The following is a 25509-nucleotide window of genomic DNA, read 5'->3' as shown; positions in this document are numbered from 1 at the left end:
GATCATGCCGCCGCGCGGTTTGGTTCGCCTGGTGCGCCGGGCGCCGGCATCTGGACCACGCCCGCGCTGTCAGGCACCACGGCGCCCGCCGGATAGCGCGCGGCAAATACCAGCCGGCCCGATGACCACGTATGCGTCACCAGCGGCTGGCCGGCCACCATGGCGACCGCCACCAGGTCGGCACGCAGCCCGGCCCCGATGCGCCCGCGATCGGACAAGCCGCAAGCGGCGGCCGGGTTGGCGCTGACCAGCGCGGCAGCCTGCGGCAGGCTCAGGCCAGCGAGGCGTTCCGCGGCGAAGGCAGCGGCAATCAGCGTGGACGGCTGGTAGTCCGAGCACAGGCAGTCCGCCACCCCGGCGTTGATGGCGTCGATGGCACGCATGGAGCCACTCTGGCTTTGGCCACGCAGCACGTTGGGCGCGCCAAGGATGGTCGGCAGCCCCTTTGCCTTGGCGGCCTGCGCCGTCTCTAGGTTGATCGGGAACTCGCTCATGCGCACGCCCAGCGCATGCATGGTGGCGATACGCTGTGCCGAGTCGTCATCATGGCTCGCGGCCGGCACCCCTGTGCGCGCGGCCAGTGCCAGCAGGCGTTCAACCCGATCCAGTGCGCCGTCCTTCTCCACCAGTTTCTTGGCGGCGGCGGCATGGGCCTCTTCGCGGCTCATGGCGTGGTTGCCCATCATGTAGGCCAGGTAGGCCTCCAGTGTCTTGAACTGGCCCTGCCCGGGCGAATGGTCCATCACCGAGACCAGGTCCACCAGGCCGGACTCCACCAGTTGCTCCAGCACCGGCAACGCGCTGGCGTCGGTGACTTCATAACGGCAATGGATGCGGTTATCCACCAGGCTGTGGCCGCGAAAGGCGGCGACGGCGCGCACGAGCTCGCCGGCCGTGTCGAAGTTGCGCACGCCGAACGAGTTACCGGCGAACGAGACCGCGTGGTAAGGCGTGGTGATGCCCGCGGCGGCGTTGCGGCGATCGATCTGCGCCACGGCAAAATCCAGCGGGAACATCACCCGCGAGCGCGGCTCGGCTTCTTTCTCGATGGCGTCGCAATGCAGGTCGACCAGGCCGGGCAGCAGTGTCTGGCCACGCAGGTCGATCACCTGGGCGGCACGCGGCACGGCGGCGGCATCGGGCTCGATGGCCGCGATGTGGCCGTTGTCGATCAGCAAGGCGCTGTCGGCTAGCACGCCGTCGGGCAGGACGATCCGTGCATGAGTCAGGTAAGCAGGAAGCATGGTCGGTTCCGGGAACGATTGGGAACGATTGGGAACGATTGGGAACGAGTGAATACGAGAAGGATGAATGGCTCAGCCCGCGACAGCCGCAAGCTTGCCCGCCGGCGCAGCCTCCATGACAGTCGGCGGGTGCAATGGCAGCAGCCTGGTGGCCACCGCCTCGCGCACGGCTTCGTCGTGGAAGATGCCGACCAGGCACCGGCCCTCGGCCAGCGCTTCGCGGATCAGCGCCACCACCACCGCGCGGTTATCCGCGTCGAGCGAGGCGGTCGGCTCGTCGAGCAACAGCACCGGATGGCCGCCGATCAGCCCGCGCGCAATGTTCACGCGCTGCTGCTCGCCGCCCGAGAACGTCGCGGGCGGCAGGCTCCACAGCCGGCCCGGCACCTGCAGCCGCGCCAGCAGCACCGCGGCACGCTCGCGCGCTTCGTCGGCACTGGCGCCGCGCTGCTGCAGCGGCTCGGCCACCACATCGAGCGTGCTCACGCGTGGGATCACATGAAGGAACTGGCTGACATAGCCGATCACCTCGCGCCGCAATTGCAGGATGCGTTGCTCCGGCGCGCGGGTCAGCTCCACCCACGCGTCGTTGTCACGGATGCGGATGCTGCCTTCGGTGGCCAGGTAGTTGCCGTACAGGCAGCGCAGCAGCGTGCTCTTGCCCGCGCCGGAACTGCCGGCCAGCACCAGGCATTCGCCGGCGGCAGCGTCGAAATCGATGGCCTGCAGCACGGGCAGGCGCGTGCCGCCCTGGTTGTGCAGGATGAAGGTCTTGCCGAGGCCGCGCACCTGGATGCGCTGGGCGTCGGCGGCCGTGCTTGGATGGTGGTAGGCGTCTTGCGTCATGATCAGCCCTGCAGAATGGAAGACACCAGCAACTGGGTGTACGGATGGTGCGGGTCGTCGAGGATCTGGTCGGTCAGGCCGCTTTCCACCACGCGCCCGCCCTGCATCACCAGCGTGCGGTGCGCCAGCAGGCGCGCCACGGCGAGGTCGTGGGTGACGATGATGGCAGCCAGCCCAAGGTCCGCCACCAGCCGGCGCAGCAGGTCGAGCAGGCGGGCCTGCACGGAGACGTCGAGCGAGGCGGTGGGCTCGTCCATGAACACCAGGCGCGGATGCGTCACCAGGTTGCGGGCGATCTGCAAGCGCTGCTGCATGCCGCCGGAGAAGCTGGTCGGCGCATCGTCCAGGCGGCCCAGGTCGAGCTCCATCTTTTCCATCCACGTGCCAGCCACTTCGCGCAGCTCGCCATAATGGCGCCCGCCCACCGCCATCAGGCGCTCGGCGATATTGGCGCCAGCACTCACCCGCATGCGCAGGCCATCGCGCGCGTTCTGGCGCACGAAGCCCCAGTCGGTGCGCGCCAGCAGGCGCAGCCGGGCGTCGGACAGCGTGGCGAGGTCAACCAGCCCTTGCTCGCGGGTGTCGTAGCAAACGCTGCCGGATTCCGGCGCGGCCTGCCAGGACACCGCCTGCAGCAAGGTGCTCTTGCCCGAGCCGGATTCGCCCACCACGCACAGCACTTCGCCGGGGAACAGATCGAAACTGACATCGTGGCAGCCGTGCACGCCGTCCCAGGTGCGGGTCAGGCCGCGCACGGACAACAGCGGCTGGTGCGGATCGGAGCGGCTCATGCGGCCTCCTTGCGTGCGTTGGCGGCCGTGCCGCCGGGCCCGGTCTCACCCTGCTCCTGGCGGGTGACGCAGTACTCGGTATCGGAACAGACGAACATGCGCCCGCCCGCGTCGTCGGTGATGATTTCATCGAGATAGCTGTCGGTGGAGCCGCATAGCTCGCAGCAGCCATCCCACGTCTCCACCGCGAACGGATGGTCGTCGAAGTCCAGGCTCTTCACGCTGGTAAAGGGCGGCACCGCATAGACCCGCTTCTCACGCCCCGCGCCGAACAGCATCAGCGCCGGGCTGTAGTCCAGCTTGGGGTTGTCGAACTTGGGGATCGGCGACGGCCGCATCATGTAGCGCTGGTTGACCATCACCGGGTAGTCGTAGGTGGTGGCAATGCGCCCATGGCGGGCGATGTCCTCGTACAGCTTGACATGCATCGCGCCGTACTCGGCCAGCGCGTGCATGGTGCGGGTTTCGGTCTCGCTCGGTTCCAGCCAGCGCAGCGGCTCCGGGATGGGCACCTGGAACACCATGATCTGGCCCTTGGCCAGCGGCGTTTCCGGAATCCGGTGGCGGGTCTGCACGATCGTGGCTTGTGCGGTGCGCTCGGTGGTCTGCACGCCTGTCACGCGGCCAAAGAAACGGCGGATATTGATGGCGTTGGTGGTGTCGTCCGAGCCCTGGTCGATCACCTTGAGCACATCGTCTGCGCCGATGATGGAGGCCGTGACCTGGATGCCGCCGGTGCCCCAGCCGTAGGGCAGCGGCATCTCCCGGCTGCCGAAGGGCACCTGGTAGCCGGGGATCGCCACCGCCTTGAGCAGCGCGCGGCGCAGCATGCGCTTGGTGGATTCGTCCAGGTAGCCGAAGTTGTAGTGTTCGTCGCGCACGACGGTGTTGGCATTGGTGTCGGTCATGATGCGATGGCCTCCTGCGCCAGCACTTGGGAGATGACGGCATCGTCTTGCCCGGGCGGCGTGGGCGCCGGGGACGGCACGCCCTGCCCGCGCTCGGCGCGCAGGCGGCGCAGCAGTTCGAGATTGGTCTGGAAATCCACGTAGTGCGGCAACTTCAAATGCTGCACGAAGCCGGAGGCCTCCACGTTGTCGCTGTGGTAGAGCATGAACTCCACGTCGTTGGCGGGCGCGTCGGCGGCTTCGCCCAGTTCGGCGGCGCGCATGGCGCGGTCGGCCAGCGCCATCGACATGGCCTTGCGCTCGCCATAGCCGAACACCAGGCCGTAGCCGCGCGTAAAGCTCGGCCCTTCCTGCGCGTTGCCAGCGAACTGGCTCACCATCTGGCATTCGGTGACCTCGATCTCGCCGATGGTCACGGCAAAGCCCAGCTCTTCCACGAACAATTCCACTTCCACCTCGCCGTAGCGGATCTCGGCAGCGAACGGGTGCGAGTTGCCGTAGCCCCGCTGGGTGGAGTAGCCCATCGACAGCAGGAAGCCTTCATCGGCGCGGGCCAGGTTCTGCAAGCGCGCCGGACGCGCCGCGGGCAGCGCCAGCGGCTCGCGCGTGAGGTCGGGCGGCGCGGGATCGTGCTCGGGCACGGTCTCCGGCTCGATCAGCGATTCCTGGCGCAGCAGATCCGTCACACGTGGCATGCGCGCATCCAGCGTGGTTGCCGCAGCCGGCAGCGGCGCATTGTCGCGCTCGGCCTCCAGCGTGAAGTCGAGCAGGCGCTGGGTGTAATCGTAGGTTGGCCCCAGCACCTGCCCGCCCGGCACATCCTTGAAGGTGGACGAGATCCGGCGTTGCAGGCGCATGGCGCCGGTATCGAGCGCCACCGAATAGCCAAAGCGCGGCAGCGTGGTGCGATAGGCGCGCAGCAGGAACACGGCTTCGATCAGGTCGCCCGCGGCCTGCTTGATCGCCAGCGCGGCCAGGTGCGGGTCATACAGCGAGCCCTCGGCCATCACGCGCGACACGGCCAGCGGCATTTGCTCGCGCACCTGCGCCAGTGTCAGCTCCGGCACGCTGCGGTCGCCGCGGCGGTAATCGTCCAGCATGCGGTACGAATTGAGGATGGCGCGCTCGCCCCCTTTGACGGCAACGTACATGTCAAGCCTCCGCTTGGGTGGTGCGCGGCAGCGCGCACAGGGCGCCGCCACTGGTCAGCAGCACGTCCACGCCGAGCGGGAAACGCGCATGGTTAGCCTGCCACTGGGTCCAGAAATCGGCCGGCAAGCCTTGCACGGCCAGCGTGGCGTGGGTCTCGATGCCCGGGCCGCGCAGCGTGACCTCGGGGCCGCCGCTCAGCGATGCGACCTCGATCAGCAACGTGGCGGAGCGATCCGGGTACGCCGGATCGCCCTGGGCGCAAGCCACCAGATCGGGCATGGCATGGCCGGCCGGCACCGCGACGAAGGCCGCCTGCGCCACTTGCGCCACCAGCGGGCAGCCGCAATGGAAGCGCAGGAAGGCGCGTACGCCTTCGGGCGTCTCGGGCGGCAGCCACAGCGGCGTATCGCTGTCGACCAGCGCGAGCAGCAGCGCGCTCAAGGCCGGGGACAAGCCCTGCGGCACACCGCACGCCTCGGCCAGTTCGCCGATGCTGCCAGGGTGGGACATGGCATGCAGCGCGGCGCGGAAGGTCCGCTGCGCCGATTGCACCGCATCGTCAAAGCCGGGCAACAGCATCGGCGCAAGCGCGCCGTGCCGCGCCGGGGGCACGTTGTCGTATCCAGCCGTCTGGGCGGCAATCGTTTGGCCTGGCATCTCAGTCCTCTCCACGCACCATGGTAAAAAACTCCACCTTTGTCTGCGCCGCCACGGCGGCCTTGTGTTCGCCTTGCGCCGTGCGCGCCCGGGCCAGCGGCGCGACCACTTCGGCCTGCACGCGCGCATGCCAATCGGGCAACTGCAGCAGCGCATCCAGCACGGCGATCTGCTCCGCCTGGGCGTGGGTGCGGCCTTGCACGTATCCCACCCCGACCACGCCCGGCTCCAGCGTCACCGCGCAGCGCGTCACGCTGACCTCACCGAGGTTGAACTGCGCCCCCGTGCCGCCGGCGCGCCCCCGCACCATGGCCATGCCGCTCTCCGGCTTGCGCAGCAGGCGGTGGGCCGGCAGCGCGCCGAGGCGGCCCACGGCCTGCGCCAGGGCATCCGGAGCGGCCAGAGCCAGCACACGCAGCCAGGCGGCGCGGGCTGCTTGAGCCGCTTGAGCCGCTTGCTGCTGGGCCGCCGCCCCTGCCTGCGTGCCGGCTTCGGTATCGGTTCGATCCATTTCACATCCCCTATACGTCTATACGTTTAGATGTAGAATACCATCCATGGCCGAACTACAACACAGCCAGATGAAGCTTTCATGACGCCCTGCCGTGCGCTTCGGCCCCGTGCACGGCATGGCCAGGTTGAGGCACAATCGCATCCTATTGAAGCATGCAAATGATTAACGCAGGATGACGAAAAGGCAGGGCACGATGGTGGAACAGGAAGTCGAGCGGGGTTCGGGAGTTGCGGTATGGCGCCAGATCGGCGAGGCCCTGGCGCTCGACATCCGCAACAAGCTCTATGTCCCGGGCGAGCGCCTGCCGCCCGAGCCGGAGCTGGCCACGCGTTTCGCCGTCAACCGCCATACCATCCGCCGCGCCATGGGCGAGCTGGAGCAAAACGGGCTGGTGCGCATCGAGCAAGGCCGCGGCACCTTCGTGCAGGAACACGCCATCGACTACGCCATCGGGCGGCGCACGCGTTTTTCGCAGAACCTGGCCAGCCAGGGCATGCGCGGGCACATCGAGGTGCTGGAATCGCAAACGTTGCGCGCGCCCGAGATTGCCAAGCACCTGGGCCTGGCGCGCAGCGCGCCCATCCTGCGCGTGCAGATGCTGGGCAAGGCTGAAGCCCGCACCATCGACGTGGCCGAGCACTATTTCGATGCCACGCGGTTTCCCGACATGGACGCCGAGTTGCGCGCGCGCCTGTCGATCTCCAAGGCGTTCGCCCATTACGGCATTACCGATTACACGCGCAAGTGGTCGCGCATCACCGCCGCCATGCCGACGGCGCCGGTGGCCCGCCAGCTCAACCAGCCCAAGACGCGGCCGATCCTGCAGGTGGAGGCGCTCAACGTCGACCTGGAGGGCGCGCCGCTGCAATACAGCGTGGTGCGCTTTGCCGGCGACTGGGTCCAGCTGACCGTAGCCGACCAGGACTAAAATGCGCAATCGCCCGCCGTTTGGAACACACGCCCTACCGATCAAATTGGTCTAGACATCTGTTTGTCATCTGCCCGCGCTAAGGTCGCCAGCATGAATACCAATCACGCATCTCACCCCACCCTTGCCGGCCTGAGCGGCCGCCGCGTTCTCACCGCCAACGGCATTGCGCCGGCCGCCTTCGCGTTCCGTGACGGTTGCCTGGCGGGGCCGGCCAACACGGCAGGACCTGCCCTCGATGCGGGCGACCTGCTGGTGTTGCCCGGCATTGTGGACATTCACGGCGACGCCTTCGAGCGTGCCGTGATGCCGCGCCCCGGCGTGAGCTTTCCGTACACCAGCGCGCTGTTCGACGTGGACCGCCAGTTGCTCGCGCATGGCATCACCACGGAGCTGCACGGCGTGACGCTATCGTGGGAAGGCGGCCTGCGCGGCGAGGCTTACGCCCAGCGCATGTTCGACGGCCTGGAGCGCATGCGCGGCACCCTTGGCGCGCAACACCATGTGCACCTGCGCTTCGAGGCACATCACCTGGCCGGGCTGGAAACCGCGCTGGCCTGGATCGATAGCGGCAAGGTGCGTTTCCTGGCCATCAACGACCACCTGCCGCTGATGGCCACCCGCCTGCACGATGCGCGCAAGCTGGCGCAGTACGCGGACCGCGCGGAGTGCGACACGGTCATCTTCCGCCAGCGCCTGGAGCAAGCCGCCGCGCAGGCAAGCGAGGTGCCCGAAGGCGTGGCCCGGCTGATTGCCGCCGCCCGCGCCGCCGGCCTGCAGGTCGCCTCGCACGACGACGGCGACGCCGCCACCCGCCAGCGCTACCACCAGCAAGGCTGCACCGTGGCGGAATTCCCGCTCACCGTGGATGTGGCCCGCGCCGCCCACGCGCTGCGCAACCACGCTGTATTCGGCGCGCCCAACGTGATCCGCGGCGGCAGCCACACCGGCGCCCCGGATGCCACCGAGATGATCGCCGCCGGGCTGTGCAACGTGCTGGCCTCCGACTATTACTACCCGGCGCCCCTGCAAGCTGCATTCCGCGTAGCACAGCTCGGCGTGCTGCCGTTGCCGGCCGCCTGGGACCTGATCTCGCGCAACCCGGCGCGCGCCGCCGGCATGAACGACCGCGGCGCACTCAGCCCCGGCCTGCGTGCCGACGCCATCATCGTCGACGACCGCGATCCCGCCCTGCCCCAGGTCTGCGCCGCCATTGTCGGCGGTGTGCTGCACCACGCCACGCGTGCCTTCCCGCTGGTGCAGGCCAGCGGCGAGCGGCGCGCGGCCTGACCCGCATGTCCAGGATGCCGAGCCCGATGTCGAACAATCCACTGCCACAGGCTTACCGCTACGCCATCTACCTCAATCCCGCCGCGCCCTTTCGGCTGGTAGGCGAGCAATGGCTGGGCCGCAGCGCCGAAACAGGCGCGGCGATCGCGCGTACCGTACCCGACGATGCCCGCCACATTGCCCACATCGCCCGCTGGACTGAAGCACCGGCCCACTATGGCCTGCATGCCACGCTCAAGGCCCCGTTCCGGCTGGCGGATAGCCAGACGCCGGCCGGGCTGGACGCCGCCATGCGCGCCTTCGCGCTGGACCGCCAGCCCTTCGCCGTACCGCTAGTGCTGCATAACCTGCGGGGCTTCCTGGCCTGGTGCCTCGGCGGCGACGCCAGCGCCAATGCGCGCATGCACGAGCTGGCAGACGCAGCGGTGCGCGAGTTCGACAGCTTCCGCGCGCCGCCCACCCCTGCCGAGCTGGCACGCCGCAAGCCAGGGCAACTAAGCGAGCCAGCCCGGCGCATGCTGGAAGCGTGGGGCTACCCGTACGCGTTCGAGACCTTTATTTTCCACATCACGCTCACGGGGCTGCTCGACGAAACCGAGCAGGACAGCGCCATCGCCATGCTGCAGGCCGCGAGCGGCCCGCTGCTGCTGCAGCCGATGACGGTACGCGACGTCAGCCTGTTCGTGCAAAGCGCGCCGGATGCGCCCTTCCTGGCCGCCCGCCACTATGGCTTTGACGGCAGCACCACCGATGCCGCCGGAGCGGCTCTGCTGGAAGCCACGGCATGAGCGCCAAGGCCATGCGCACCACGGCGCGCGCCGACATCGCCGCGCCCTGTGCCGAAGCCCCGGACGGCAGCGGCCTGGTTTACCTGATGGGCCCCTCCGGCAGCGGCAAGGACTCGCTGCTGCGCGTGATGCGCGACAAGTTGCAGGATGATGCCAGCGTACGCGTGGCGCAACGCTGCATCACCCGCGCCAGCAGCGCCGATGAAGACAGCGTGGCGATCACCCCCGCGGCGTTCGAGCACCGCGTGGCGCAAGGCGGCTTTGCGCTGCACTGGCGCAGCCACGGCTTGTGCTACGGCATTGGGACCGAGCTTGACGACTGGCTGGCGCAGGGCTTGTGCGTGGTCGTGAACGGGTCACGCGAGCACCTGGCCGCCGCCCACGCGCGCTATCCGGCCCTGCACGCCGTGCAGGTCAGCGTGCGCCTGCATGTGCTGGGAGAGCGCCTGCGGCTGCGCGGCCGCGAGGACGAGCAAGCCATCGTGCGGCGCCTGCAGCGCGCGGGCGAGCCGTTCGCAGTGCCGGCGGGGTGCCGGCTGACGGTGATCGACAACAGCGGCGCGCTGGAGGATGCGGCAAGTGCGTTGATGCGGCTCACGCACGAGCGCACGCGCCAGCACCAGAATCAGCACCAACCGTAGGGTCCAGCTCCGGGCCCGCCACCACCCCGGCATCATGCAGCCGGCCGACGGCGGCACCATCCAGCCCCAGGACCTCATGCAGCACCTGGTCGGTATGCGTGCCCAGCAACGCGGCCGGCAACGTTGCCTCGCGCTCCATCGACGCAACCCGTACTGCCGCGCCGGCCGCAAGATGCTCGCCGATCCCTGGGGTCACAATGCGCTCGAACACCGGATTGGCAAGGCTGACACGCGGATCGCCGGCCAGCAACTCGCCGACCGTGCTGTAGCGGCCCCAGCAGACCTTGCGCGCTTCCAGCAGGCGCTCTGCCTCGGCCTGCGTGCGGGTGGCAAACCAGGGTGCGACCAGCTCGGCAATGGCCTCGCGGCAGGCAAAACGATCGGCCTCGTCGCCCAGGTTCAGGCCGGTGCGCTGCTCCAGCGCAGTCACCTGCCCGGCGATGCCGCAAGCCTCCACCAGCGCCTTCCATTGCCCCGCCGAGATCGCCGCCACCATCAGGCGGCCGCCGTCCAGCGTGCCAAAGTCGCGGCCGAAGGCGCCATACAGGTGGTTGCCGATCGACGGCCGCTCCTGCTGCAGCAATTCGGCCTCGGCCAGCAGGCCGAGATGCGACAGCATGGTGAAGGCCATGTCGGACAACGCCAGCTTCAGCTGCGCGCCTGCGCCCGTGCGCCGGCGCTGCTCCACCGCGGCGACCACGGCAAAGGCGGCCTGGTAGGCGCAGGCAATGTCCCAGGCCGGCAGCACATGGTTGACCGGCCGCTCGCGCGACCCGCCGCCGGTGACAGCCGGATACCCGGTGGCGCAATTGACGGTGTAGTCCACCGCCGTGCTGCCATCGCCGTTGCCCTGGATGGTGCAGCTGATCATGTCCGCGCGCCGCGCGGCCAGCGCCTCGTGCGCGAGCCACGCCGTGCCGATATTGGTCAGCAGTACGCCCGCATCCGGCCCGGGCGCCGTCGCCAGCGCCTGCACCAGTTCACGCCCTTCGGGCTTGCGCAGGTCGACCGCGATGCTTCGCTTGCCCTTGTTCAGCGCGGTCCAGTACAGGCTGCGTCCCTTGCCGCCGGCCTGCGGCATGCGCGGCATGCGCATGTAGTCAATGCCGCCGCCGATCATGTCCACGCGGATCACGTCAGCGCCGAACTGAGCCAGCGTGAGGCCGGCCAGTGGCGCCGCGATAAAGGCCGAGCTTTCGATCACGCGCAGCCGGTTGAGGAATGGGTAGGTCATGGGAGCGGTCCGGTCCGTAATGGCGTAGTGGCGTAGTGGCGGCGTCAGGCGCGCTCGAATACGGCGGCAATGCCCTGCCCGCCCCCGATGCACATGGTTTCCAGGCCGTAGCGCGCACCGCGCCGGCCCAGCTCGTGCATCAGCGAGGTCATGATGCGCACGCCGGTGGCGCCCACCGGATGCCCCAGCGAGATGCCGGACCCGTTCACATTGAAGCGATCCGGATCGTTCCAGCCCCAGCCCTTGGCGCAGGCCAGCGCCTGGCAGGCAAAGGCTTCGTTCAGTTCCACCAGGCCCATGTCGTCGAAGCCCAGCCCGTTCTTGCCGAACAGCTTCTTGACGGCTGGCACGGGGCCAATGCCCATGTGCGACGGCTCGCAACCAGCCACGGCCCAGCTATGCAGGTAGCCGATGGGCGCCAGGCCAAGCGCTGCCAGCTTGTCTTCGGCCACGATCAGGCAGGCGGCGGCGGCATCGTTCTGCTGGCAGGCGTTGCCGGCAGTGACGATGCCGTCCTTCATCAGGGGCTTGAGCCGTGCGAGCTGCTCGATGGTGAGATCCCCACGGATGCCCTCGTCCTCGCTCACGATCAGCGCCTCGCCCTTGCGCTGCGGCACGCTGACCGGCACCACCTCCTGCGCGAACTTGCCGCTGGACCAAGCGGCGGCGGCGCGCTGGTGGCTGCGCAGCGCAAAGGCATCGGCCTCCTCGCGCGAGATGCCGTAGTCGCGTGCCAGGTTCTCGGCGGTCTCGATCATGCCGGAGATGCGGCCGAAGCGGGCTTCGGGCTGCGAGCGCTCGCGCCCGCGCTCCAGACGGTCGTGGAACTTCACAGTGCCGGCGCGCTTGCCCCAGCGCATGTCGGTGGTGTAGTACTCCACGTTGCTCATGCTCTCGACGCCGCCGGCCATCACGACATCGGCGGCGCCGGTCTGCACCATCATCGCAGCCGTGGCGATGGCCTGCAGGCCGCTGCCACAGCGGCGGTCCAGCTGCATGCCGGCAACGCTGATCGGAAAGCCGGCCTGCAGCGCCACCCAGCGGCCGGTGCAAGGCACTTCCCCGTTGGCGTAGGAATGCGCGAACACCACATCCTCGATACGGGCCGGATCCAGGCCCGTGCGCTCGACCACGGCGCGCGCCACGGTGGCGCCGAGTTCTTCGACAGCGATACTGCGCAGGCTGCCGCCGAACGCGCCGATGGGCGTGCGCAGCGGAGAGACAATGGCGGCTCGTTTCATGATGGCATCCTCTCTTCTTGGTGCAGTTCGTCAGTGCCGAACCGCGGGGTTTCCCTGGCGAAGAAGGCACGCACGCCCTCCTGCGCTTCCTTGGAACTGAAAACGCGGTCCGATAGCGGCAGCGCCCGCCGCATGGCCTCGTCTTCGGTAGTGTCAAAGCTCAGGTCGATGGCCTGCTTGCACAGCGCCAGCGCCAGCGGCGGGCGCTGCGCCAGTGTTGTGGCCAGCGCCAATGCCGCTTGCAGCGCCTGGCCCGGCGGGGCCACGCGGTTGACCAGGCCCCAGGCCAGCGCGGTGGCTGCATCGATGGGTTCGCCCAGGAACATCAGCTCCTTGGCGCGCCCTTCGCCCACGCGCCGCGTGACGCGCACCGGACCGCCGCTGCCGGGGAACACGCCCAGCTTGATCTCGGGCAGCGCGAAGCGCGCCGTCTCGTCCGCCACGATCAGGTCGCAGCAGACCGCGATCTCCAGGCCACCGCCGAACACCAGGCCATTGACCGCCGCCACCGTCGGCTTCGGGAAATCGTCCAGCCGCCCGAACACCGCATGCTGCAACGCAAGCTTGCCCGGCACGATCTGCCCGGGCCGCATCAGCGGCCGGAACTCGGCGATATCGGATCCCGCGCAGAAGGCACGGGTGCCGGCGCCGGTCAGCACCACGGCGCGCACGGCGGGATCGCGTTCCAGCGCGTCCAGCGCACGGTCAAGCGCCTCGGTCAGGCCACGGAAAACCACGTTCAGCGGCGGGTTGTCCAGCGTCAGCGTGGCAATGCCGTCTTTGGCGGAGCAACGCACCGGCCCTGCCGAGATCTCAGCCATAGCGCCCACCGGTGACGTGCAGCACCTCGCCGGTAATAAAGCTGGCGCGCTCCGACGCCAGGAAGGCCACCGCATCGGCGATGTCGCCCGGCCGGCCAACCCGCTTGATCGGCTGCGCGGCGACGGCCCGCTCCTTGATGGCCTCGTAGGTGGGCAAGGCCTGCACCATCTCGGTTTCCATGAAGCCAGGCGCCACGCAATTGACCGTCACGCCGTAGCGCCCTTCCTCCAGCGCCAGCGCCTTGGCCATGCCGATCAGCCCGGCCTTGGCCGCCGCGTAATTGGCTTGCGTGGGATTGCCGAAGTGCGCGCGCGAGCTGATATTGATGACCCGCCCCCAGCCTTGTTCGATCAAACGCGGCATCACGGCCTTGGTAGCCAGGAAGGCGCCCTTGAGCATGACCTCCATCACCAGGTCCCAGTCCTCCTCGGTCATCTTGACGAGGTACTTGTCGCGCGGAAAACCGGCGTTGTTGACCAGGATGTGCACCCCGCCAAAATGCGCGACGGTTTCATCCACCAGCCGCTGCACATCGGCGCCCTTGGTGATGTCGGCGACGATGCAATGCGCCTGCAAGCGATCGGCGCGCAGCGCGGCGGCCGTGGCTTCGGCCTGCTCGCGCAGGATGTCCGTGATCACCACCTTGACGCCCTCTTGTGCCAGGTGGCGTGCCGTAGCCGCGCCCAGCCCGCGGGCCGAGCCCGTGACGATGGCGACTTTGTCCTTGATCTGCAGATCCATTCGGTTCTCCTCGGAATACGTGTGTTGGGATGGCTGCGCGAGCAGCGTCAGATTGGAGCCGGCGGCTGGCTCAGGTCCACGCGCCCGGCGTTGAGCACCACCACGCCGCGTTCCAACGCCGTGGTGCGCAGCGACACCACCGGGCCATCGACCCAGATCGCCGTGCGCAGCGTTTCGCCGGGCAATACCGGGGCGGTAAAGCGCACCCGCATGCCGCGCACCGTTGCGGCGTCGTAGGCCAGCACGGTGTTCAGCACGGCGTGCATGGCAATGCCCATGGTGCAAAGGCCATGCAGGATGGGCCGCGAGAACCCGGCCGCTTGCGCCACCGCCGGGTCGGCGTGCAAGGGATTGAAGTCCCCGTTGAGCCGGTACAGCAGCGCAGCCTGCGGCAGCGTCCCCAGATCGCACACGGCGTCCGGTTCGCGCTCGGGCATCGCATGCGGCGGCGGCGGCGTGCCCGCCGTGGCGCCGCCGGCGGCAAAGCCGCCATCGGCGCGCAGCATGGTGGTCTGGGTGACGGTGGCCAGCAGCTCGCCGGTGGCCGCGTCATGCACCTGGCGCTCCTGCATCATCAACGCGCCTTTATCCGGGCCTTTGTCGTACAGCGCGGTGACCTTGTTCCGGCCAACCACCCGCCCCTGCGCCGGCAACGGCCGGTGCAGCATGAATGCCTGCTCGGCGTGCACCAGCTTGCGCCAGGTGATGCCGGTGTCCGGCTGGTCGGCCCAGAAGCCGCTGTAACCCAGCACGTTGACCAGCGTGGGCAGCGCCTGCAGGCCGCCGCGCGCGTGCTCATAGACGTAGCGCAACTGGCCAACGTCCAGCGGATCGGCGCCCAGGCCGATGCCCAGCGCGTAGCGCATGCTGTCGCGCGCGCTGTAGGCTTGCTCCACGGGCGCAAACTGGCGGCTGAGGAGATGCTTGGGGTCGAGTGGCATGGCGTGTTGTCTGCTCGATGGTGACGGCGTCAGGCCTGCGCCGCGGCGCCGCGGATCATGTTGCGGGCGATAACGATCTGCTGGATCTGGGTGTTGCCGATCAGCGAGCGGAACGCCGGCGAGGTCTGGCACAGTTCGATGGCGGCAAGCGCCTCCTCTTCGGTAGTGAGCTCCAGCCCGCCGTACGCCTCCGGGATGGTCATGCCGCACGGGCCGAGGTCCTTCATGCCCTGCACGATGCGCGGCGGGATCTCGTCGGTTTCGTCGACCTGGCGCTCGGCCGGCACCAGTTCCTCGCGCACGAAGCGCCGGATGCTGTCGAGCAGGGCGTTGAGGGTTTCGGCGTCGCGAATCATCGGGGCAGCTCCGTCACCTCGATCACGGCGTCGACGGCAAAGGCGCCCTGTCCTTGCGGCATCGCAAACACCGGATTCAGGTCCACCGATTGCAGGCGCGGGCCGGCCTGGTGCGCAAACACAGACAGCCGCGCCAGCGTGCCCGCCAGCGCCTTGATATCCACTGGCGGCTTGCCGCGCGCGCCCAGCAGCAGCGGCGCGCCCTTGATGGAGCGGATCATCTGCTCGGCCACGTCCTCGCCGAACGGGCAACGGTGCAGCACCACGTCCTTCATCACTTCCACAAAGATGCCGCCCAGCCCGAACATGGCCACCGGGCCAAAGACGGGATCGCGCTGGATGCCAAGAATGCATTCCACGCCGCCGCTGAGCTGTTTGGCGACCAGCACGCCTTCGAGGCGCGCGCCCGGCACGGCCTCCTTGCCGCGTGCAATCAACAGGTCGAAGCCAGCCCGCACGCCTTCGGCATCGGTGACGTTCAGCAGCACGCCGCCGATCTCCGACTTGTGCTGGATGTCCGGCGACAGGATCTTGAGCACCACGGGATAGCCCAACGCCTCGGCCGCCGTCACCGCCTCGCCCGCCGTGGCGCAAGCGCGTTCCGGGGCCACGGCGATGCCAGCCTGTGCCAGCACGCGCTTGGCCTGCGCCTCGCCAGGCATGCTGTCGGGCAGCGCCACCGCGGGCACCGAGGGCGGCGGCAAGCCGGGAGCGCGCTCAAACGCTTGCCCAAAACGGCCCATGGCTTCGATGGCCACCACCGCGCGGGTGGGATCCTCGAACACGGAAAAGCCGTCGGCCTCGTACTCGCGCACACGCTCGGGCGAGGCCAGCACCGACAGCAGGTACAGCCGGTCCGGATGCTTGTCGCGCACGCCCTTTAGCTGCTCGCGCAGACGCGGCGCGATCGAGTCGGCGCCGCCTGTGTAGGTAAAGAAACCCAGCACCGACTGGTAGCCGCCCTCGGCCACCACCGCTTGCGTGAAGCGGCCCGCGATGGTCATGTCGTTCAGGAACTGCGCCGTGCAGTCCACGGGGTTGCGCGGCGCGGCAAAGGGCAGCAACGCTTTCAGGCGCTCCTGGGTCGCCGGGGGCATCTCCGGCATCGGCAAGCCAACCACTTCCGCCGCATCGGAAATGATGACGCCGGCGCCGCCACTGACGGTAATCACGCCCAGGGAATTGTTGGCGGGATAGATGCGGCGCGTGGCCAGCCGTGCCACGTCGAGCATATGCTCGGTGGAGCGCGCCCGCACCACGCCGAACTCGGCCAGCACGGCATCGGTCACCGCGTCGTTGCCGGCCAGCGAGGCCGTGTGCGACTGCGCCGCAGCGCTGCCCACCGCGCTGGTGCCGACCTTCATCATGACCACCGGCTTGCGCGCCTTGCGCGCGGCCTCCAGCGCCTGCATCAGGCGCTGCCCGTCGCGTATGCCCTCGGAGTAGACCGCGATCACATCGGTGTTGTCGTCGTCCACCATGGCGTGGACGATGTCGCCCAGGCTGATGTCGCTCTCGTTGCCGCTCATCACGCAGGCCGACACGCCGATGCCTGCATCGCGCGCGATGCCCAGGATGTGGCTGCCATACGCGCCGGACTGGCTGGCAATGCCGACCCGCCCCGCCACCGGAAAGCCCATTTCCACCACCGAGGTGAAGCTGCCGTAAAAGCCGGTCCCGGGATTGACCACGCCCAGCGAGTTCGGGCCAAGCAGGCGCATGCCGGTTTTGCGCGCCGAAGCCACCATGCGTTGCTGGATCTGCGCGCCCTCGTCCCCGGCCTCGGCAAACCCTGCGGAAAACACAATGGCCGCCGCCGTGCCGCGTGCCGCTAGTTCCGCCACCACGTCGGGCGCCAGCTTGGCGGCCACCGCCACGATGGCCACGTCCGGCGTCTGCGGCAAGTCGGCCACGCTGGCGTAGGCTTCCAGGCCCTGGATGGTGGCGCGATTGGGGTTGACCGGCATCAGGCGGCCCTGGTACCCCTTGCTGCGCATGTAGTCGATAGGCCGGCCGCCGATGCGCAGCGGATCGTCCGAGGCGCCGATGACGGCGACGGAACGCGGACGAAGGAGACGAACAAGGGGATGACGGTCTGGCATGGCGAGATCGCTTTCAAGAAAAACAGTGGCGGCGGAAGGGGAGCGAAAACGGAGCGGAAGAGGACCGAAAGCGGAGCCGATCGGGCCGGGGCGGCACCCGCCCCGGCCTTCGCAAGGCTGGCTTATTCGACTTTGGCGCCGGACGTCTTGACGACCTTTGCCCAGCGGTCGATCTCCGAGCGGATCAACGCGCCGAACTGCTCCGGCGTGCCCGGCGACGGCTCGAAGCCCTGGGCGCGCAGGCGCTCCTTCATCTCCGGCGCGTCCAGCGCCTTGTGGATCTCGGCGTTGAGCTTGTCAATGATCGGCTTGGGTGTGCTTGCCGGCGCCATCAGCCCGTTCCACGCCAGGGTCTCGAAGCCTGGCACGCCGGACTCCGCCACCGTTGGCACATTAGGCAGCAGCGGCGAGCGCTTGGCGCCGGTGATGGCGATCGCACGAAGCTTGCCGCCATTGACCTGCGGCAGCGCCGAGAACATCAGGTCCATCACCAGCTGGGCATTGCCTGCCATCACGTCCGCCATGGCAGGCGCGCTGCCGCTGTACGGGATGTGGGTCATCTTCACGCCGGCCATCGAACTCAGCAGCTCGGTAGCCAGGTGCGTGGACGAGCCGTTGCCCGCCGAGCCGAAGTTGATCGATCCCGGCTTGGCCTTGGCCGCGGCGATCACGTCCCGCACCGTCTTGTAAGGCAGCGACGGGGTCACCATCACCAGCATCGGGCCGCGCGTCAGCTCGCTCACCGGCGTGAGATCGGTCTTGATGTTGTAGCGCAGGTTCTTGTAGAGCGAAGGGTGAATCGAATGGCCCGTCGTCACCAGCAGCAGCGTGTAGCCGTCGGGCGCCGCGCGGGCAACCTGCTCCGCGCCCAGGTTGCCGGAGGCGCCGGGCTTGTTTTCGACCACGAACGGCTGGCCCATGCTGTCACCCAGCTTCTGCGCCAGCAGGCGAACCACGATGTCATTGGTGCCGCCCGGCGGGTAAGGCACGACGATCTTGACGGGCTTGGCAGGAAAAGCCTGCGCCAGGGTAAGCGCGGGCAAGGTGAGCGCGGCGGTGGCCGCAACGGCAGCGGCAAGCCAGCGTTTCGTGCTGATCATCGATTGTCTCCGGTCTGAGGTCAGGCGCGGCCAAACGTGTGTTCGGCGCCCTCGGCTTCTTTGTGCCTGTTTCAGAAACAATCGTAAGCAATGTCATATACTTAATCCAATACTTTACATGCACCTAGCTATACACGAGGTATATGGATGGACCTGCGTCAACTCAAGCAATTCGTAGCCGTCGCCGAGACCAGCAGCTTCAGCCGGGCGGCAGAGCGGCTCTTCATGGCACAGCCGCCGCTTTCCGTCGCCATCCGCAAACTGGAGGAAGAACTCGGCACGCCCTTGTTCGAGCGCACTGCCCGCGGGGTACGGCTGACCGCCCCCGGCGAAGCCGCCCTGCAAGCCGCCAGGAAATGCCTGCAGAATGCGGAAGAAGTCAGCGCGGCCGCGCGTGCGACTGCCACCGGCGAAGCCGGACGGCTACGCATCGGGTTTATCGGCTCGGTCACGTTCGGTTTGCTGCCCCGGCTGATACAGGCGTTCACCAAGCGCCACCCGCAGGTCAAGCTGGAGTTGCGCGAAGGCACCAACCTCGAACTGCTATCGCTGGTGGAAAACGGCACGCTCGACGTGGGCTTCGTGCGCGTGCCCACCGCCCGCCCGGAGAACGTCCGCTTCCAGCTGATCCAGACCGACGTATTCTGTGCCGCGCTCCCGCGCGGCCACGCACTGGCCAAGCAGAAGCAGGTCGCCTTGCACGACCTCGCCGACTGTCCCCTGATCGGCTACACGCCCTCACGCGTCGGCGGCCTGCAAGCCGCGGTGTCGCACCTGTTCGCACGCGCCGGCATCAGCCCCTACATCGCGCAGGAAGCCGTGCAGGTGCAGACCGTGGTAGGCCTGGTGGATAGCGGGCTCGGGGTCGCCCTGGTGCCATCGGTCAACGCATCCCACTCATCGGGCCGCGTAGTGTTCCGCCCGATCTCCGACCTGCCGCCGGATGCCTCGATCGGCATTTCCCTGGCGTATCACGCGCTGGCCGAAACCGCCGTCACGCAACGTTTTCGCGAAAGTATCGAGCCGCCGGCGGAAAAGGCTCCCGGGGCCGGGGGGGAGACGGTGAGGCGGAGTGGGGGCAAGCGGCAAGCGAGTGCTACGCGCTAGCGTGTGAACGGCGCTGCGATAGAATCTCCGACATAGCAATTACGCTGGAGACCGCATGAAAGCACTGTTCGGCATTGCAATACTGTTCGTCATTGTACTGGTCGTGAATTCTGCGCTCAAAGCAAAACGCGGAGGCGGCTCCCCAACGTCCAAGGGATTCCAGTTTGCTCGAAAGGCGCCGTTTATGCGGCAGGACGAGATTGAGTTATATGACCGGCTGGTAATGGCGCTGCGAAACGCGCATGTCTTCCCTCAGGTTTCGATGTCGGCGTTTGTGCAGCACAAGGGAAAGGCTCGGGAAGCGCGCAACCAGTTCTCACAGAAATATGTGGATTACCTGGTTTGCGAGCGCAAGACACTGCGCCCGCTCTACGTCATCGAACTCGATGGCGCCTCGCATGGCTCCGAAAAAGCCAAGCGCCGTGATGCGCAAAAGAACGAGGTACTTGCCTCGGCAGGTATCCCGATCAAGCGCTACACATCCAAGAATGTGGACTTCACGGTCATACTGAGCGACTACGTCTCAGTGGTTGCGCCGGTCGCCCCCGGCTCGCGGGTAAGCGAGCCGGTTCGAGATGCGGCTTGATCGGCCATGCCTATCGGCGCATGGGATGCAATCAGAGGTGCACCGCCGCCACCGGCAACCCGACGCTAAAACTGGTCCCGTGCTCCGTAAACCCAAGCCGCCGGTAGAACTGATGCGCCTGCAGCCGGCGCGCGCTGGACGATAGCGCCAGCTTGGAGGCGCCCGCCTCTTCGGCCAGCCGCATGGCGGCGTGCATCATGGCCGTGCCTACGCCGGTGCCGCGCGCGGCGTGGGTCACCACCACGCTTTCCACGATGGCCTCGCTGCGGCCGTCGTGCGCCAGCACCGGGAACACCAGCAGGCAGAACGTGCCGAGCGCTTCGCCGGCGCCACTGCGCATCAGGTAGCAGCGATAGTGCGGCATCGCCTTGAGCTGGGCGAACAGCGCGCGCATGCGCTGCAAAGGCAGCGGCGTCTCGTTGTCCATTTCGGAGAGCAAGGCGGCGACCTGCAGCAGTTCGGCATCGGTGCCGGTCACTTCGTGCAGGGTCGGGCCGCCGCTGGTGCGGCGTGCTTCTGGCAGGTCCATGCGGATATCGGTTTCGAGTGAGATTGCTTAGGTGCGATGCCGGTCAGGGCGCGCGGCGCAGGCAGCGCGCCACCATCGGCAGGTAGTGTTCCAGCGGCGGCGTGACAAGGCCGACGACCTTGGCCAGGTCGTCGTAGCGGCGCAGGCGCACAGCTGCCGGCCCGTGGGGATGGGCGACGAACGCCTCCGCCTGGGTGGCGCCAAAGGGGCCGCCCTGCAGTGCCAGGCTGTGTTGCGAGGCAGGCGACAGGGTGGCCTGGTAGCCCGGCTCGGTAGCGCACAGGTAGCGCTTGGCGGCCACATGCATGCGCACCGGCTCGGTCACCTCCGGCCCAAACCCGACCGCGAGCAGGTCTGCGCCGACTTCCTGGTGGCGCAGATCGATGGTGCTGTCCTCGGACATCACAAGGTGGCCGAGGTCGTGCAGCAGGCTGGCAACGATCAGCGGCTCAGGGGCGCCGGCCTGCTCGGCCAGCTGCGCGCACTGCAGCGCATGTTCGGTCTGGGTGATGGCCTCGCCGCCGTAGAAGGCGGTACCGTGGCCGGAAAAGAGGATTTCGATGCGCCTGAGGATCGTCATGATGATTTGTGTGTGCGGGCTGGTGTCGTGAGGCAGCTTGAGGCGGCTTGAGGCCGCTGTCAAACCAGCGCCTTGCGGATCCGGGCGGACAGCAAATCGACGACCGTGACAAAGCCAACGATGATGATGATCACCGCGCAGGTCTCGGCATACTGGAAGCTGCGGATGATCTCCCACAGCACGGTGCCGATGCCGCCCGCGCCGACGATGCCAAGCACCGTGGCCGAGCGCACATTGGATTCGAAGCGGTACAGCGCATAGGAGATCCACAGCGGCAGCACCTGCGGGATCACGCCGTAGACCACCTCTTCCAGCGCGCTGGCACCAGTGGCGCGCACGCCTTCGACGGGGCGCGGGTCGATGGCCTCCACGGCTTCCGAGAACAGCTTGGCGAGCACGCCGGTGGTGTGCACCCACAGCGCGAGCACGCCGGCGAAGGGGCCCAGCCCCACCGCCACGATAAACAGCATGGCGAACACCATCTCATTGATGGCGCGGCAGGCATCCATCACGCGGCGCATCGGCTGGTAGACCCAGGCCGGCACGATATTGGCGGAACACGCCAGCCCCAGCGGCACGGCAAACACGATGGACAGGAAGGTCCCCCAGATCGCGATCTGCACGGTCACCAGCATCTCGTCCAGGTAGATGCGCCAGTCACGGAAACTGGGCGGGAAGAAGTCGGCAGCGAATTTCGCCATGTTGCCGGAGTCCCGCCACAGGTCGAGCGGACGCATGTCGGCGCCCTGCCACGACATGACCAGCAAGGCGAGCACCACCGCCCAGACGAACATGACAGGCAGGCTGGCACGCGGCGGACGGACGGCACGAGGCGGAGTGGCTGGGATCATGGTGGGGTTGGCGGAAGGATGCATGAATACTCGGGCTAAAGCAAAGGTGAGGCGACGGTGTGCGGCCCGCCCCGGCTTTGGGGCGGGCCGACGATGGGCGCGTTACTGCGCGCTGGCGGCGATCTTGTCCAGCTCAGCCAGCTTGCTGCTCAGGTCGGCAAGGCGCTTTTCCTTGTCCGGCGCAGCCATCGTGGTGTCGGACTCGATCTTGGTCTTCTCACGGGCCAGCTCGATCTGGCGGATCGGCACCAGCTGGTTGTCGTTGGACGCGCGGAAGCCCTGGTAGGTCAGCTTGGCAAGGTTCTCCTTCTCGCGCGCGGCGTCGGCACCCTTGCCGTAGTTCACGAAGAAGGTCTGCACCTTGGCCTTGACATCGGCCGGCAGGTCCTTGCGGTAGACCAGCGGATCCGCCGGGATCAGCGGCGACTTCCACAGCACGCGCACCTGGTCATAGGCATTCTTGCCGGTGTTGATGCGGTAACGCTCCATGTTCTCGGTGTTGTTGACCGCCACGTCGACCTGCTTGTTCAGCACCGACAGCAGGTTGGTTTCGTGATTGCTCACGCGCACCGTCTTGAAGAAGGTCTTCGGCTCGATCTTGTGGGCGCCCCACAGGTAGTGGCCCGGCACGGCAGTGCCCGAGGTGGAGTTCGGATCGCCCGCGCCGTAGCTCAGCGACTTGCCTTGCTTGAGCACGTCATCCAGCGTCTTGAGGTTGCTATCCTTGTTGACGATCAGGAGCGACCAGTAGCCGGGGTTGCCGTCCTTGTCGATCACCGAGGCGAACACCTCGCCGTTGGCGCGGTCCACCGCTTCGATGGCGGACTTGTTGCCGAACCAGGCAATCTGCACCTTGTTGAAGCGCATGGCTTCGATGATGCCAGCGTAGTCGGAAGCGAAGAACGGCTTGACCTGCACGCCCAGCTGCTTGCTCAGGTCATCGACCACCGGCTGCCAGGCGGACTTCAGGTTGGACGAGGTTTCCGTCGAGATAAAGCCCATGTTGAGGACCTTGCCTTCCTGGGCAAAGGCGGGCAGCGAGAGCGCGCCAGCGGCGCTCGTGACGATCAGGGCGAAAAGGGTTCTGCGCAGCATGAGGGAACTCCGAGGAAAAACCTTGTTGGGGGTGCTTGCGGGAAACATGACGAAGAAATCCGGGGTCAATCAGGCCGCCGCCAGGCCGCCGTGCGGCATGGCGGGCGCGGCAACCTCCAGCCCCGCGCCGTCGGGCAGCAGCTCGGCGGCTTCCGTGCCATACAGCTCGCGCAACATGGCCGGGGTCAGTGCGGCGGACGGGCCGTCGTAGACCGCCTTGCCATGGCGCAGCGCGACCACGCGCGGGCAATAGCGCATCGCCACATCCACCTGGTGCAGCGACACCACCACCGCCACGCGGCGCGCTCGGTTGATCTGCGCCAGCAACTCCATCACGCGCCGCGCGGATTCCGGATCCAGCGAAGCGATCGGCTCATCGGCCAGGATCACCCGCGCGTTCTGCACCAGCGTGCGGGCAATGGCCGCGCGCTGCTGCTGGCCGCCCGACAAGGTGGATGCCCGCCGAAAGGCATAGTCGTCTATACCAACCTGGGCAAGCGCTTCGAGCCCTGCGTCGATCTCGCCGACACGGAAGAAGCGGATCAGGCTGCGCCACAGCGGCACGCGCGGCAGCATGCCGGTCAGCACGTTCGTGATCACCGGCAGGCGGCCCACCAGGTTGAACTGCTGGAATACAAAACCGATCTCTGCCCTTGCCGCACGCACATCACGCGCCAGCCGGCCGCCCTGCTGGATGGCCCGGCCATTGACCAGCACCTCGCCAGCGCCGCCCGCATCGGCAGCGATAAACCCCGCCACGTGGCGCAGCAACGTGGACTTGCCGGAGCCCGAGGCACCCAGCAGCGCCACCATTTCACCAGGGGCAACGGCAAGGCTCACGTTATCCAGCGCCTTGCGTCCCGCCTGGAACGACTTGGACAGGCCGCGCACTTCAATCGCATGCGTCATCCCACACTCCTTGCATCAACAGTGAGCGCATTCTGGGTGGTGCGGATGACAAAACGATGAAGGTTGGAGAGCAATCTCGAATTGGGAGGCCTGCCTGGCCAGCCGCCTGCGCCAAGTGGCCTCTGACCGACCTCGCTGCCGGCCCGCCGGGCCGCATTGGCTACGGGGCGCGATGCTTGCACTTGGCCATGTAGGACCGTGCCCACGTTCGGCCCCGGGACCCCGCCCCTGGATTGAAACAGGTGGAACATTCAAACGGTGCAAAGCGCAAGGTATCCTTCTTGGACACCTTCTACGTGGGGGAGCACAGGGTGCCCGACCGGACCGACGACGCCAGTTGGTCCATCGCTGGCGAGCCGTCCCTGCCGGCGGCGCGGCCAGAGATTGCCCCGGATGAAACCCTCCGGATTGCGTACGCGCACCGACAAGGACGTTCATGAGCAAAGCAAAACGCGCCGGGCTGCTGTTTGTGTTCGTATGGTTCACCCTCGGCGGGCTCGGGCACTTCATGCTGACGCCATTGTTCGTCAGCATCGTCCCTCCATCGATCCCCTACCCTGCTCCCGCCGTGCTGGTGAGCGGCGTGTTCGAACTGCTGGGCGCGCTGGGGGTGCTGTGGCTGCCCACCCGGCGAGCGGCGGGATACGGCCTGGCACTGCTGACGCTTGCGGTCACGCCGGCCAATGTCTACATGTGGCAGCACCCCGAGCTATTCCCGAAGATTCCGCCGAGCCTGCTGGGTATCCGGCTGGTGGTGCAGGTGTTGTTGCTGGTGTGCATCTTGTGGAGCACGAGCAAAGCGGGCGAATCGAGGGACGCAGTGTAAGAACCCAACCGAAAACGACTCACCCCCGCGCCCCCTGCCTCCCCCTCACAGCCCGCCACGCACTCGCCACCACCAGCGACCCCAGCCCAAGCGCAAGCCCAAGCAGGACGATGGCGCTCATGTGGTCGCGCACCAGCGGCACATTGCCGAAGAGATAGCCGCCGGCCAGCAGCGACACCACCCACACCGTGGCGCCAGCACTCGCGGCCAGCGCGAAGCGCGTCGCGGACATGGCGGACACGCCCGCGACGAACGGGGCAAAGGTGCGCACCACGGCGACGAAGGGGGACAGCAGCAAAGTCAGGCCGCCGTGGCGCTGGTAGAAGTCATGCGTCCTGCGCAGTGCGTCGCGGTTGATCCATCGGTAGCCGCCCGTGAACACACGGGCCCCGATGGCCTTGCCGATGGCGTAGTTCAGCAGGCTGCCGGCCACCGCGGCGATGAGCAGCACCGGCAGCAGGATCCATAGCTTGAGCGTGCCCGCCGCGCAGAACGCACCACAGAGGAACAGCAGCGGATCGCCAGGCAGGAAGAACAGCGGCAACAGCCCGATCTCGCAGAACACGATGGCGAACAGGATGCCGTAGACCAAGATGCCATATTGCGCGATGGCAGGGCCGAGATGCTGGTCGAAATGCAGCAGCAACGGCAAGACTTGCGATGCTTCCATGCGTGCCCCTGGTCTTGAAGTGATGGCTACAGTGTAGGCGCCCTGGCCACCGGGGACCTC

Annotated in this window: 27 protein-coding genes and 1 pseudogene; 7 read left to right on the top strand and 21 right to left on the bottom strand. The window is 67.7% G+C overall.

Annotated features, from left to right (window positions below; all coding sequences use genetic code 11):
* Nucleotides 1-2 precede the first annotated feature (2 nt).
* From AC1DQR_RS00985 to phnG, 7 genes are all read right to left on the bottom strand, one after another.
* On the bottom strand, nucleotides 3-1244 hold the full coding sequence (locus tag AC1DQR_RS00985) for an alpha-D-ribose 1-methylphosphonate 5-triphosphate diphosphatase (RefSeq protein WP_416052381.1): 1242 nt from the start codon (nucleotides 1242-1244) through the stop codon (nucleotides 3-5).
* A 72-nt stretch (nucleotides 1245-1316) separates the two neighbouring features.
* A complete protein-coding gene (phnL, locus tag AC1DQR_RS00980; RefSeq protein WP_477132351.1) occupies nucleotides 1317-2090 on the bottom strand; it encodes a phosphonate C-P lyase system protein PhnL in 774 nt (257 codons plus the stop codon).
* A 2-nt stretch (nucleotides 2091-2092) separates the two neighbouring features.
* Nucleotides 2093-2881, bottom strand: coding sequence for a phosphonate C-P lyase system protein PhnK (gene phnK / locus AC1DQR_RS00975; protein ID WP_416052380.1), 789 nt, complete (start codon nucleotides 2879-2881; stop codon nucleotides 2093-2095).
* Nucleotides 2878-3789 (bottom strand): alpha-D-ribose 1-methylphosphonate 5-phosphate C-P-lyase PhnJ, encoded by a 912-nt coding sequence (locus AC1DQR_RS00970; RefSeq protein WP_477132350.1) that lies wholly within the window; start codon nucleotides 3787-3789, stop codon nucleotides 2878-2880. Before AC1DQR_RS00970 ends, phnK begins: the two co-directional genes overlap by 4 nt.
* Nucleotides 3786-4940, bottom strand: coding sequence for a carbon-phosphorus lyase complex subunit (locus AC1DQR_RS00965; protein ID WP_416052378.1), 1155 nt, complete (start codon nucleotides 4938-4940; stop codon nucleotides 3786-3788). Before AC1DQR_RS00965 ends, AC1DQR_RS00970 begins: the two co-directional genes overlap by 4 nt.
* Before the next feature lies 1 nt (nucleotide 4941).
* Nucleotides 4942-5520, bottom strand: coding sequence for a phosphonate C-P lyase system protein PhnH (gene phnH / locus AC1DQR_RS00960; RefSeq protein ID WP_477132442.1), 579 nt, complete (start codon nucleotides 5518-5520; stop codon nucleotides 4942-4944).
* A 79-nt stretch (nucleotides 5521-5599) separates the two neighbouring features.
* Nucleotides 5600-6109 (bottom strand): phosphonate C-P lyase system protein PhnG, encoded by a 510-nt coding sequence (gene phnG, locus AC1DQR_RS00955; RefSeq protein ID WP_477132349.1) that lies wholly within the window; start codon nucleotides 6107-6109, stop codon nucleotides 5600-5602.
* A 196-nt stretch (nucleotides 6110-6305) separates the two neighbouring features.
* Here phnG and phnF point away from each other — a divergent pair, with 196 nt between their 5' ends.
* The 4 genes from phnF (at nucleotide 6306) to phnN (ending at nucleotide 9759) form a co-directional block, all read left to right on the top strand.
* A complete protein-coding gene (gene phnF / locus AC1DQR_RS00950) occupies nucleotides 6306-7040 on the top strand; it encodes a phosphonate metabolism transcriptional regulator PhnF (RefSeq protein WP_477132441.1) in 735 nt (244 codons plus the stop codon).
* A gap of 93 nt (nucleotides 7041-7133) precedes the next feature.
* Nucleotides 7134-8330, top strand: a complete 1197-nt coding sequence (locus AC1DQR_RS00945) for an alpha-D-ribose 1-methylphosphonate 5-triphosphate diphosphatase (RefSeq protein ID WP_477132348.1) — start codon at nucleotides 7134-7136, stop codon at nucleotides 8328-8330.
* 26 nt (nucleotides 8331-8356) lie between these two features.
* Nucleotides 8357-9118, top strand: coding sequence for a DUF1045 domain-containing protein (locus AC1DQR_RS00940; RefSeq protein WP_416052375.1), 762 nt, complete (start codon nucleotides 8357-8359; stop codon nucleotides 9116-9118).
* An 11-nt stretch (nucleotides 9119-9129) separates the two neighbouring features.
* A complete protein-coding gene (phnN, locus tag AC1DQR_RS00935) occupies nucleotides 9130-9759 on the top strand; it encodes a phosphonate metabolism protein/1,5-bisphosphokinase (PRPP-forming) PhnN (RefSeq protein WP_416053248.1) in 630 nt (209 codons plus the stop codon).
* Here phnN and AC1DQR_RS00930 read toward each other — a convergent pair.
* The 8 genes and pseudogenes from AC1DQR_RS00930 to AC1DQR_RS00895 all read right to left on the bottom strand — a co-directional run bounded on the left by AC1DQR_RS00930 (nucleotide 9713) and on the right by AC1DQR_RS00895 (nucleotide 18296).
* Nucleotides 9713-10993: a CoA transferase gene (locus AC1DQR_RS00930; RefSeq protein WP_416052374.1), complete on the bottom strand. Its 1281-nt coding sequence runs from the start codon at nucleotides 10991-10993 to the stop codon at nucleotides 9713-9715. The genes phnN and AC1DQR_RS00930 overlap by 47 nt on opposite strands.
* Before the next feature lie 44 nt (nucleotides 10994-11037).
* The gene (locus AC1DQR_RS00925; RefSeq protein ID WP_416052373.1) at nucleotides 11038-12234 is read right to left on the bottom strand and encodes an acetyl-CoA C-acetyltransferase; all 1197 of its coding nucleotides are present in this window, start codon (nucleotides 12232-12234) and stop codon (nucleotides 11038-11040) included.
* The gene (locus tag AC1DQR_RS00920) at nucleotides 12231-13055 is read right to left on the bottom strand and encodes an enoyl-CoA hydratase/isomerase family protein (protein WP_416052372.1); all 825 of its coding nucleotides are present in this window, start codon (nucleotides 13053-13055) and stop codon (nucleotides 12231-12233) included. Before AC1DQR_RS00920 ends, AC1DQR_RS00925 begins: the two co-directional genes overlap by 4 nt.
* The gene (locus AC1DQR_RS00915; RefSeq protein ID WP_416052371.1) at nucleotides 13048-13797 is read right to left on the bottom strand and encodes an SDR family NAD(P)-dependent oxidoreductase; all 750 of its coding nucleotides are present in this window, start codon (nucleotides 13795-13797) and stop codon (nucleotides 13048-13050) included. Before AC1DQR_RS00915 ends, AC1DQR_RS00920 begins: the two co-directional genes overlap by 8 nt.
* Nucleotides 13798-13844: 47 nt before the next feature.
* A complete protein-coding gene (locus AC1DQR_RS00910) occupies nucleotides 13845-14738 on the bottom strand; it encodes a MaoC/PaaZ C-terminal domain-containing protein (protein WP_416052370.1) in 894 nt (297 codons plus the stop codon).
* Nucleotides 14739-14827: 89 nt separating this feature from the next.
* Nucleotides 14828-15094: pseudogene (locus AC1DQR_RS00905) on the bottom strand (acyl-CoA dehydrogenase family protein); the annotation flags it as partial.
* The gene (locus AC1DQR_RS00900) at nucleotides 15091-17196 is read right to left on the bottom strand and encodes an acetate--CoA ligase family protein (RefSeq protein WP_416052369.1); all 2106 of its coding nucleotides are present in this window, start codon (nucleotides 17194-17196) and stop codon (nucleotides 15091-15093) included. The pseudogene AC1DQR_RS00905 and the gene AC1DQR_RS00900, both read right to left, overlap by 4 nt.
* A gap of 122 nt (nucleotides 17197-17318) precedes the next feature.
* A complete protein-coding gene (locus AC1DQR_RS00895) occupies nucleotides 17319-18296 on the bottom strand; it encodes a tripartite tricarboxylate transporter substrate binding protein (RefSeq protein ID WP_477132347.1) in 978 nt (325 codons plus the stop codon).
* 147 nt (nucleotides 18297-18443) lie between these two features.
* Between AC1DQR_RS00895 and AC1DQR_RS00890 the strand changes: the two genes are divergently transcribed.
* A complete protein-coding gene (locus tag AC1DQR_RS00890) occupies nucleotides 18444-19403 on the top strand; it encodes a LysR family transcriptional regulator (protein ID WP_416052367.1) in 960 nt (319 codons plus the stop codon).
* Nucleotides 19404-19458: 55 nt separating this feature from the next.
* Entirely contained in the window at nucleotides 19459-19989 is a 531-nt protein-coding gene (locus tag AC1DQR_RS00885) for a DUF2726 domain-containing protein (protein ID WP_477132346.1), read from the top strand.
* Nucleotides 19990-20020: 31 nt separating this feature from the next.
* On the opposite strand, the gene AC1DQR_RS00880 is transcribed toward AC1DQR_RS00885, so the two are convergent.
* The 5 genes from AC1DQR_RS00880 to phnC form a co-directional block, all read right to left on the bottom strand.
* Nucleotides 20021-20518, bottom strand: a complete 498-nt coding sequence (locus AC1DQR_RS00880; RefSeq protein WP_477132345.1) for an N-acetyltransferase family protein — start codon at nucleotides 20516-20518, stop codon at nucleotides 20021-20023.
* A gap of 43 nt (nucleotides 20519-20561) precedes the next feature.
* The gene (locus AC1DQR_RS00875; RefSeq protein WP_416052364.1) at nucleotides 20562-21098 is read right to left on the bottom strand and encodes a phosphonate degradation HD-domain oxygenase; all 537 of its coding nucleotides are present in this window, start codon (nucleotides 21096-21098) and stop codon (nucleotides 20562-20564) included.
* 59 nt (nucleotides 21099-21157) lie between these two features.
* The gene (gene phnE, locus AC1DQR_RS00870; protein WP_477132440.1) at nucleotides 21158-21949 is read right to left on the bottom strand and encodes a phosphonate ABC transporter, permease protein PhnE; all 792 of its coding nucleotides are present in this window, start codon (nucleotides 21947-21949) and stop codon (nucleotides 21158-21160) included.
* 102 nt (nucleotides 21950-22051) lie between these two features.
* Complete coding sequence (gene phnD / locus AC1DQR_RS00865) at nucleotides 22052-23044, bottom strand: phosphonate ABC transporter substrate-binding protein (protein WP_416052363.1); 993 nt, start codon at nucleotides 23042-23044, stop codon at nucleotides 22052-22054.
* A gap of 69 nt (nucleotides 23045-23113) precedes the next feature.
* The gene (gene phnC, locus AC1DQR_RS00860) at nucleotides 23114-23953 is read right to left on the bottom strand and encodes a phosphonate ABC transporter ATP-binding protein (protein WP_477132344.1); all 840 of its coding nucleotides are present in this window, start codon (nucleotides 23951-23953) and stop codon (nucleotides 23114-23116) included.
* Nucleotides 23954-24389: 436 nt separating this feature from the next.
* Here phnC and AC1DQR_RS00855 point away from each other — a divergent pair, with 436 nt between their 5' ends.
* Complete coding sequence (locus AC1DQR_RS00855; protein WP_416052362.1) at nucleotides 24390-24779, top strand: DoxX family protein; 390 nt, start codon at nucleotides 24390-24392, stop codon at nucleotides 24777-24779.
* 19 nt (nucleotides 24780-24798) lie between these two features.
* Here AC1DQR_RS00855 and AC1DQR_RS00850 read toward each other — a convergent pair whose 3' ends face one another.
* Entirely contained in the window at nucleotides 24799-25449 is a 651-nt protein-coding gene (locus AC1DQR_RS00850) for a VTT domain-containing protein (RefSeq protein WP_416052361.1), read from the bottom strand.
* Between the last annotated feature and the right edge of the window lie 60 nt (nucleotides 25450-25509).

The sequence above is a fragment of the Cupriavidus sp. 05L411 genome (assembly GCF_056398045.1).
This window is presented reverse-complemented; position numbering and strand designations above follow the sequence as displayed.